This window comes from Novosphingobium sp. AAP93, assembly GCF_001296055.1.
Lineage (GTDB): Bacteria > Pseudomonadota > Alphaproteobacteria > Sphingomonadales > Sphingomonadaceae > Novosphingobium.
The window spans coordinates 1-8,230 of record NZ_LJHZ01000094.1 but is presented as its reverse complement, the minus strand read 5'-3'; the positions used below and the strand labels follow the sequence as shown (position 1 = coordinate 8,230).

The following is an 8,230-nucleotide window of genomic DNA, read 5'->3' as shown; positions in this document are numbered from 1 at the left end:
GGCGACCCGCGGCGAGGCGGGGGATGCCGCGCCCCCGCCGGTGGGCGCGTCCTCCTCGTGGACCTCCGAAACGCGCGAGAACGTGTCGGGCACGTCGACCGTGGTGGCGCGCAACGACAATGATCAGGGCGGCCTGCAATGCATCACGGTCAGCGACGTAATCATCGTCAATGGCGAGGAGACCACCGCCAACAAGCGCATGTGCCGCAGGCCCGGGCAGGCGCGCTATGCGCTGATGGCCTGATGGACCGGCTGCGCGCCCTTGCGCTTGGCCTTGCCGGGATCGCGCTGGTCGCGGCGAAGCCTGCTGCCATCGTGATGGACAAGGACAACCCCTCCTGCCCCGCCGCACCCGACTGGGGGCAGGCCAAGGCGATTGCGCTGACCGCGGAGGACAGGGGCGGCAAGCACGTGCTGATCGCGGACGGCATCATCGATTCGACGCTGCCGAAGCGGCTCAAGGCCGCGCTCGATGCGGACGAGCGGATCGAGGAAGTGTGGATCAAGTCCCGCGGCGGTGATGCGCGGGCGGGCAATCTGGCGGGCAAGGTGATCCGCAGCTATCCCGGCATGGTCACCCGCATTCCCAAGGGTTGGACCTGCTTTTCCGCGTGCAACTTCGTGTTCATGGGCGGCGACCGGCGCTTCGTTGATCCGGGCGGGGTGTTCATGGTCCACATGTTCACCCACACCGGCGACCGCGACACGATCGAGATCTCGGTCGAGGAAGGCAGCGCCGAGACGACGCGGCTGATCGGCCAGATCGAGCAGGACAGCGCGCTGCTCGCCAGCGAGGACAACGATTTCCTGATCCGCATGGGCATTTCCCGCAAGCTGCTGACCGAAGTGATGTACCGGCAGCAGGCGGTCGCGACCGCGCAGAACAAGACCACGCGCTATTGCCTGAGCCAGGACGAGGTGCGCAAATACAACGTGGTGCCGCAGGAAACGGCGGGTTAGCCCGCTGCGAAAAGCGACAAAAGCGACAGTGTGTCGCTTTTCGGATTCCCTACCAAATATCTGAAATTGCGTTGTAAAAAGCGCGAAAAGCGACAGCGCGACACATTCTGGCGTGCGCGGCTCTTTGGCGATTTGACCATATCAAAGAACGCGCGGGTCCTGCTGATCCCGCGCAGCGATCATGCCACATCCGGCGCCTGTAGGAAAATCGGCTGGGGCCTGCCGCTCTTGTGCTGCCGCGCCGGTTCCCCCATGTCGGCCAATCCCGCATGGAGCAAAGGACTGTCCGATGAGCGTCGCGTTTCGCCGCGAGAGTGATGACGAGCATCTCGAGCCGAAGTTCGAGCTGCCGATCCCGCCGGGGCCGAATCTGGTGACGGCGCGCGGCCTTGCGCTGATCGGTGCCCGCGTCGAGGCGCTGGAGGCGGAGCTGGCGGGCCTTTCCGAGGAGACCGGGATCAAGCGGGTGAAACGAGACTTGCGCTATTGGCGCACGCGGCAGGCGACGGCGCAACTGATGCCGCTGCCTGAAGGCGGTGCGGTCGCGTTCGGTTCGACAGTCACGTTCCGGATGGGTGGCAAGGCGCGGACGATCACGCTGGTCGGCGATGACGAGGCCGATCCGGCTGCGGGGCTGCTGTCGTTCACCGCCCCGCTCAGCCGCGCGCTGATGGGGGCCGAGGTGGGGGACGAAATCGACTTTGGCGGTAAGGCGGGGGCGATTGTGGTGCTGGCGGTGGGTGGCTGAGGTGTGAGGGGCGAGGTGACGGTGTGCGGGATGGCCGAGATTGCGCGGAGCCTGTCGGCCACTAATGGGCAGCTTGATCGTGTTGCTTGCACATTCCGCTGATGATCTTCCAGCCCGCAGGCGTTGGCACCCAAGTATGGGTGATATCGTTGTCTATGATCTCGACTTTTCCGTCGGGAAGGACATCTGTTTCGCGAACATGATAGAATACAGTTACGAGGTTCGGCGCTTCGGTTGCCGCCTTTGTATCCATGACGTAGCTGCGCTTGACCGCATCAGGCACCATGAGCGGCGGCCGGATGGAAACGGGCTCTTTGAAGCCGCAAGGCCAACCGACAAAAGCCGGGTGCCAGAGTTGTTGGTAGACGGCGTTGTCCTGACCCACTTTGGCTTGCCAATAGGCCTGTTCCTGCTCCCACACGGCATCTACCTGGCGTGACGGCGCTGGGCCGTTCGCCAGAGCGAGCGTGGCAATTCCGAGTACAGTGACACGCTTCATGTGAGCAGGATGTCGCAAGCATTTGGGGTTGGCAACCGGTGAGTGCACTCCGGACCCGCGTGTGTCTGAGGCGCCTTGCCTCGTTTCGTCATTGCGAGCGCAGCGAAGCAATCCAGTGCCTCGCAAAACCGCCCTGGATTGCTTCCCCATGCTCAAGGCCGGGGTCGCAATGACGAACGGGAGAGGGAAGGGTGCAAACCGGGGTTTGAGCCCTTCCATACGCCTCAGGCGGTGAGGCCGATCTCGCGCAGGCGTTCGTGGAGGTATTCGTCCGCCGTGATCGAGACCGGGTAGCGGTCCGGGTTGTCCGCGCTCACGCAGCCGGGGAGGGTGCGGATGGTGAAATCGCTGCGCAGGTGGAGGAAGAACGGCATCGAATAGCGGCTGTGCGCGGCGCGGGTGCCATCGGGGTTGCGGACGCGGTGGGTGGTCGAGGGCAGGACGTGGTTGGTCAGGCGCTGGAGCATGTCGCCGATATTGACCACCAGCGCGCCCGGCGGGGGCGAGGCGGGGATCCAGCGGCCTTCGCGGGTGAGCAGTTCGAGGCCGGCTTCCTCGGCCCCCAGCAGCAGCGTGATGAGGTTGATGTCTTCATGCGCGCCGGCGCGGATGGCGCCGCCGGTATCGCCGGGGATCGGGGGGTAGTGGAGCAGGCGCAGGATCGAATTGCCGCCGTCGATGGCGGGATCGAACCAATCGGGCGCGAGGCCGAGCCAGACGGCGATATGCGAGAGAATCTGCGCGCCGATGCGGTCGAATTCGGCATAGAGCGCGGTGAAGGTTTCGCGGAAGTCTGCGGGTGCATCGGGCCAGACGTTGGCGGGCATTGGGGCGGGCATGGTCGCCGCGAGGGGATCGCCGGGTGCCAGTTCGCGGCCGACGTGCCAGAATTCCTTGAGATCGTGATGCGCCGCGCCCTTGGCGATTTCGGTGCGGAAGGGGGTGTAGCCGCGCTGTCCGCCGCCGCCTGCCACGTGCCAGCGCCGCTTGGCGACTTCGTCTTGCGCGAAGAAGGCCGCCGTCAGTTCCCACCCGCGCGTGACGAGGGCGGGATCGAGGCCGTGGTCTTTCACCAGCGCGAAGCCGAACTGCTGGAAGCTGGTGCCCAATTCTTCGGCGAGATTGCCCGATGGGGCGGCCAGCGAGAGGACGGGGAGGGTATCGAGGTTCATGACTTGCGCGGGTTCCGTGAGCGATTATGAGCCCTCCCATATCGCGATCCCGGAAGGCATGCATGAGCAAAATCAAGGCGACCGAACAGGCGTGGCTGATGAAGTCGGAGCCCGACGTCTATGGCTGGGATGACCTCATCACCGAAGGGGAAGGCACGTGGGACGGCGTGCGCAATCATCTGGCGGCGCGGAACCTGCGGACGATGCAGGTCGGTGATCTGGCGTTCTTCTATCATTCCAACATCGGCAAGGAGATCGTTGGAATCGTGCGGATCAGCGTGGCGGGCCTGACCGATCCGACCGATCCCGACGGCAAGTGGGCGGCGGTGAAGGTGAAGCCGGTCGCCAAGCTGAACGCGCCGGTGACACTGGCGGCGATCAAGGCGACGCCCTCGCTGGCGGAGATGGAATTGCTGCGGCTGTCGCGGCTCTCGGTCTCGGCGGTGCGCGGCGGGGAATGGGATATCGTGCTGGATATGGCGGGCGGGACGACGCAGGTCTGAACCGGCGCGAGCTGTGCCGGATCGAAACAGTCCCGCTTTGGTAGGGAGGGAGCCGAGTCGCGGCCTCCCCTGATAGTAAATAAAGACTTAAGACGGGCGGCATGTCCCTGCGACGCGCCCCGAATCCGGAACTGGCCGGACATCCCTTCCGCCGCACGCTGCCCGCGCACGTGCTGCGCCCGCTCCCGCTGTTCGAGCCGGAGGTGGAAGCCGCGATGGCGGCGCTGCAATTGCCCGAAGGCGTGCGATCGAAGCCGGTCGATCCCAGGCGGATCACGCTGCAGGACGTGAAGGACTTCCTGCTCGCCTACTGCGCCTGCTTCCTGGCGGTTTCGGCCTTCATCTTCTGATCTACTCGAACGTGTGTTCGATCTCGCCCACATGGGCCAGTTCGGCCTTGTGGAGCACGCGGGCGAGCCATGCGGCGATGAGGCACATCGCGGCGCCAAGCAGCAACTGATCGGCCAGCGCCACGCCCGCGGCGCTGAGGCCGATGGCAATGAGCGAGCCGACGACCATCGCACCCGCGTTGACGATGTTGTTCGCCGCAATCGTCCGCGCGGTCTCGGCCTTGTCGACCACCGTGGTCAGGAAGGCGTAGAGCGGGACCACGAACATGCCGCCCGAGATGGCGATGCCGAGGAGGCTGAGCAGCAGCGGGACGGCGAGCGGTTGCATCAAGAACGCCGGCACGTCCAGCAGCGCCGAGCCGACTTCGTGCTGCCACATCTTGCAGACAACATGGAAGGCGACGACGAACAGGCCCATCACGATCACCGAGACGGGGCCGTACTTGGCCGAGACGGTGCCCTTGAGCAGGTGATTGATCGAGACCGAGCCGATGGCGACGCCGATCGAGAAGACGACGAGGAACAGGCTGGCCACTTCCTTGCTGGCGGAGAGCACGTTTTTCGCAAGCGGCGGGAACTGGATGAACAGCACCGCGCCGATGGTCCAGAAGAAGCTGATCGCGGCGATCGCGAGGAACACGCGGGGGTGGCGAGTGGTCATCCGCACGAGCGTGATCGAGGAGCGGATCACGTTGAAATCGAGCGGTTCGGGCTTCATCTGCGGGGGCGCGGGCGGCACGAACTGCGCGGTGAAGAAACCGACGCAGGCCGTGCCGATGCAGATCAGCGCGGCCCATTCGACCGGGATCCAGCCCGCGAAGATCGTGCCGGCGAGGATCGAGATATAGGTTCCCGCCTCGACGAGGCCGGTGCCGGCGAGCACTTCGTCCTTGTGCAGGTGCTGGGGCAGGATCGCGTACTTGATCGGGCCGAAGAAGGTGGAATGGACGCCCATGGCGAGGAGCGCGGCGAGCATAAGCGGTATTGCGACGATCTGCACCGCCATGCCGCGCCAGGCCATGAACAGCCCCGCCGCGCCGACCAGCATGATCGCGATTTCCGCCGCCTTCACGATGCGGATGATCCGCGCCTTGTCGCGCATGTCCGCCAGTTGGCCGGACAGCGCGGAGAGCAGGAAGAACGGCAGGATGAACACCGCCGAAGCGATGGCGGAGAAGCGCGCTTCGGCAGCCTCGGAATGGTATACGGTGTACACCACATAGAGGATCATCGCGTTCTTGTAGAGGTTGTCGTTGAACGCGCCGAGCAGCTGTGTTGCGAACAGCGGCAGAAAGCGGCGTTTCCGGATGAGCAGCGCGGTTGTTGTCATTTAAGCGTGATCATTCGGGTTTTGCCAGCTTTCGCATCGTCGGCCCCTCCCATAGCGCGGTGCACGGGGCGGACAAGGGGCATGGTGAACAACTTGCAGTTTCTTCGCATCGTCATCGTGCTTATGGTGCCCCTACGATGCTGACACTTCCCAATCTGCTAACGCTGTCCAGAATTGTCACCGTGCCGCTTCTTGCCGCGCTGCTGTGGTGGCCGGAATGGCACATGGGCTATGCGATCGGCTTTGCGGTCTATGGCCTGATGGGCGTGACCGACTACTTCGACGGCTACCTCGCCCGCGCGCAGGGGACGGTTTCCAAGCTGGGCATCTTCCTCGATCCGATCGCGGACAAGATCATGGTGGCGGCGGTGATCCTCGTGCTGACGGCGCAGGGCGTGCTGACCGGACCCTATGTCGGCGATCTGCATGTGATTGCGGGGCTCATCATCCTGATCCGCGAGATTGCGGTATCGGGCCTGCGCGAGTTTCTGGGGGGCATTCAGGTCTCGGTGCCGGTCTCGAAGCTGGCGAAGTGGAAGACGACGTTCCAGTTTGTGGCCTTAGGCGCGCTGATCCTGGGGCAGGGGGCGCCGGGATGGACGGTGATGATTGCCGGGATCAACGCCAATGTGCCGCATACGGTGGGGCTCGTCACGCTATGGGCGGCAGCGGTGCTGACGGTGATTACCGGGTGGGATTACCTGCGCGTCGGCCTCAAGCACATGGATTAACCGGCCCCGGCCTTCGAGAACAGGTTGAGCACCAGCACACCGGCCATGATCAGGCCGATCCCGGCAAAGGCGGGCGCATCGAGCTTCTGGCCGTGGACAAGCCATGCCAGCGCGGTGATCAGCACGATGCCGACGCCCGACCAGATCGCATAGGCGATGCCGGTCGGGATCTTCTCCAGCGCGATGGCGAGGAACCAGAACGCCACAGCGTAGCCGATGGCGGTGACGACCAGAGGGAGCGGGCGGGTGAAGCCGGCGGACTGCTTGAGCGCGGTCGTCGCGATGACTTCGGCCACGATGGCGATGGCAAGCGTGAGGGCGGGGGGGAGGTTCATGAGGCGCCCAGCTTTGCTTCGTAGTCGGTGGCACCGTGGAGCACGCGGGCGATGCTGACCCCATCAGGGTAGACCAGATAGAAGATCAGATAATTGCCATGGGTCGCCTTGCGGACCCTGTTGCCCGGCAGGCGCTCTGCGAGCGGGTACCGCGCGGGGTTCTTTGAAAGGGACTGGCATTTGTCGATAAGTTCCCGAGCAAAGGCGCGCGCCTTGGCCGGGTTGTCCTGCGCGATGTAGTCGCTTATCGCTTCGATGTCCGATTGCGCCAAGGGAGTGATGATGACCGGCAAGGTCCTCACAGCATCGCCCGGTACTTGCGCTCCAGCCGTTCAAATACCTCTTCCGCCGGCGTCCCGAGACCTGCATCCGCCTGAGCCACGCCGCGCATGATCGCCGCATCAATGGCAGCCAGCCGCGCCTCGCGGTCCTGAATCAGGCGGACGCCTTCGCGCAGGACTTCGCTTTTGGAGTTGTAGCGGCCGTTGGCCACGAGTTCGGCGACGAACTCTTCAAGCTTGGGTCCGAGATCGGCGCTGATCATGGCTGCCTCGCTGCATCTGATACCGCGCAGAGGGTAATCCTCTTATCAACAGTTATCAACCCGCTGCCAGTTCGCTTGCCAGCAGGCGGAATTCCTCTGCTCGGGGCGAGTTCTTGCGCCAGACGAGTGCGATCTCGCGGCTGGCGTGATCGGATTCGAGCGGGCGGGCGACGATCTGGGTGCCCTGCAGGATGCCCGCCTTCACCGCCATTTCCGGGAGCATCGTCAGCCCGAGGCCATTGTCGACCATCTGCACCAGCGTGTGCAGGCTCGTGCCGATCACGCTGGCGCTGGCGCGCAGTTCGGGGCGGTTGCAGGCGGCGAGGACGTGGTCCTTGAGGCAGTGGCCGTCTTCGAGCAGGAGCAGCCGGGCCTCGTCGATCAGGGCGGGAGATATGCTCTGCGGCGGATCGCGCGGGTCGTCCTTGGGGAAGGCGACGAGCAGGCGGTCGTGGAACAGGTGCGCGGTTTCCACCTCGCCGGTTGCGAAGGGCAAGGCGAGCAGCACGCAGTCGGCGCGGCCATGGTGCAGCGATTCGACGGCGGCGGCGCTGGGCTCCTCGCGCAGGAACAGCTTCAGCGAGGGCCGCTCATGGCGCAGGCGGGGGAGGATGCGGGGCAGCAGGAAGGGCGCGATGGTGGGGATCACGCTCATGCGCAGTTCGCCCGAAAGCGGTGCGCCGTGGGCCTGGACGAGCGCGGAGAGTTCCTCGCCTTCGCGCAGCAGACGGTGCGCCTTGGCCACGACCTGATCGCCGAGCGCGGTGAAGCGCACGACGCGGCGGGTGCGCTCGACCAAGGTCACGCCGAGCAGCGTTTCAAGTTCGCGCAGGCCCGCCGACAGTGTCGATTGCGAGACGAAACAGGCATCAGCGGCGCGGCCGAAATGGCCGTGCTCGTGCAGCGCGACGAGATACTGCAGCTGTTTGAGCGTGGGGAGGTAGGTGGTCATCTGATGCGTGCCGGGTGCTTTAGACGGCCCTGAATACAGCCACAGCCGTTCGTGTCGAGCGAAGTCGAGACACCTGGCGCCGCGCAAGGTGTCTCGACTTCGCTCG

12 protein-coding genes and 1 pseudogene are annotated in these 8,230 nt (G+C 64.9%); 6 read left to right on the top strand and 7 right to left on the bottom strand.

What is annotated here, in order from left to right; translation table 11 throughout:
• The 3 genes and pseudogenes from IP83_RS20685 to IP83_RS14235 form a co-directional block, all read left to right on the top strand.
• Positions 1-244: pseudogene (locus tag IP83_RS20685) on the top strand (hypothetical protein); the annotation flags it as partial.
• Positions 244-960, top strand: coding sequence for a hypothetical protein (locus IP83_RS14240; protein ID WP_054122895.1), 717 nt, complete (start codon positions 244-246; stop codon positions 958-960). The pseudogene IP83_RS20685 and the gene IP83_RS14240, both read left to right, overlap by 1 nt.
• A gap of 289 nt (positions 961-1,249) precedes the next feature.
• Positions 1,250-1,708, top strand: a complete 459-nt coding sequence (locus IP83_RS14235; protein ID WP_054122894.1) for a GreA/GreB family elongation factor — start codon at positions 1,250-1,252, stop codon at positions 1,706-1,708.
• Between the two features lie 61 nt (positions 1,709-1,769).
• Here IP83_RS14235 and IP83_RS14230 read toward each other — a convergent pair whose 3' ends face one another.
• A complete protein-coding gene (locus IP83_RS14230; protein WP_054122893.1) occupies positions 1,770-2,207 on the bottom strand; it encodes a hypothetical protein in 438 nt (145 codons plus the stop codon).
• A gap of 224 nt (positions 2,208-2,431) precedes the next feature.
• Entirely contained in the window at positions 2,432-3,379 is a 948-nt protein-coding gene (locus IP83_RS14225) for an isopenicillin N synthase family oxygenase (protein ID WP_054122892.1), read from the bottom strand.
• 62 nt (positions 3,380-3,441) lie between these two features.
• On the opposite strand from IP83_RS14225, the gene IP83_RS14220 reads away from it, so the two are divergent.
• Entirely contained in the window at positions 3,442-3,882 is a 441-nt protein-coding gene (locus IP83_RS14220) for an EVE domain-containing protein (protein ID WP_054122891.1), read from the top strand.
• A 101-nt stretch (positions 3,883-3,983) separates the two neighbouring features.
• Positions 3,984-4,232, top strand: a complete 249-nt coding sequence (locus IP83_RS14215) for a hypothetical protein (RefSeq protein WP_054122890.1) — start codon at positions 3,984-3,986, stop codon at positions 4,230-4,232.
• A gap of 1 nt (position 4,233) precedes the next feature.
• Here IP83_RS14215 and IP83_RS14210 read toward each other — a convergent pair whose 3' ends face one another.
• A complete protein-coding gene (locus IP83_RS14210; RefSeq protein WP_054122889.1) occupies positions 4,234-5,562 on the bottom strand; it encodes an MFS transporter in 1,329 nt (442 codons plus the stop codon).
• 137 nt (positions 5,563-5,699) lie between these two features.
• Between IP83_RS14210 and pgsA the strand changes: the two genes are divergently transcribed.
• Complete coding sequence (gene pgsA, locus IP83_RS14205) at positions 5,700-6,293, top strand: CDP-diacylglycerol--glycerol-3-phosphate 3-phosphatidyltransferase (protein WP_054122888.1); 594 nt, start codon at positions 5,700-5,702, stop codon at positions 6,291-6,293.
• Here pgsA and IP83_RS14200 read toward each other — a convergent pair.
• Genes IP83_RS14200 through IP83_RS14185 form a run of 4 tightly spaced genes read right to left on the bottom strand, consistent with a single transcriptional unit; the run spans position 6,290 to position 8,124 of the window.
• On the bottom strand, positions 6,290-6,628 hold the full coding sequence (locus IP83_RS14200; RefSeq protein WP_054122887.1) for an SMR family transporter: 339 nt from the start codon (positions 6,626-6,628) through the stop codon (positions 6,290-6,292). The genes pgsA and IP83_RS14200 overlap by 4 nt on opposite strands.
• Complete coding sequence (locus IP83_RS14195) at positions 6,625-6,921, bottom strand: type II toxin-antitoxin system RelE/ParE family toxin (protein WP_054122896.1); 297 nt, start codon at positions 6,919-6,921, stop codon at positions 6,625-6,627. Before IP83_RS14195 ends, IP83_RS14200 begins: the two co-directional genes overlap by 4 nt.
• A gap of 5 nt (positions 6,922-6,926) precedes the next feature.
• Positions 6,927-7,172: a type II toxin-antitoxin system ParD family antitoxin gene (locus IP83_RS14190; protein WP_054122886.1), complete on the bottom strand. Its 246-nt coding sequence runs from the start codon at positions 7,170-7,172 to the stop codon at positions 6,927-6,929.
• 55 nt (positions 7,173-7,227) lie between these two features.
• Complete coding sequence (locus tag IP83_RS14185; protein WP_054122885.1) at positions 7,228-8,124, bottom strand: hydrogen peroxide-inducible genes activator; 897 nt, start codon at positions 8,122-8,124, stop codon at positions 7,228-7,230.
• Positions 8,125-8,230: the final 106 nt, after the last annotated feature.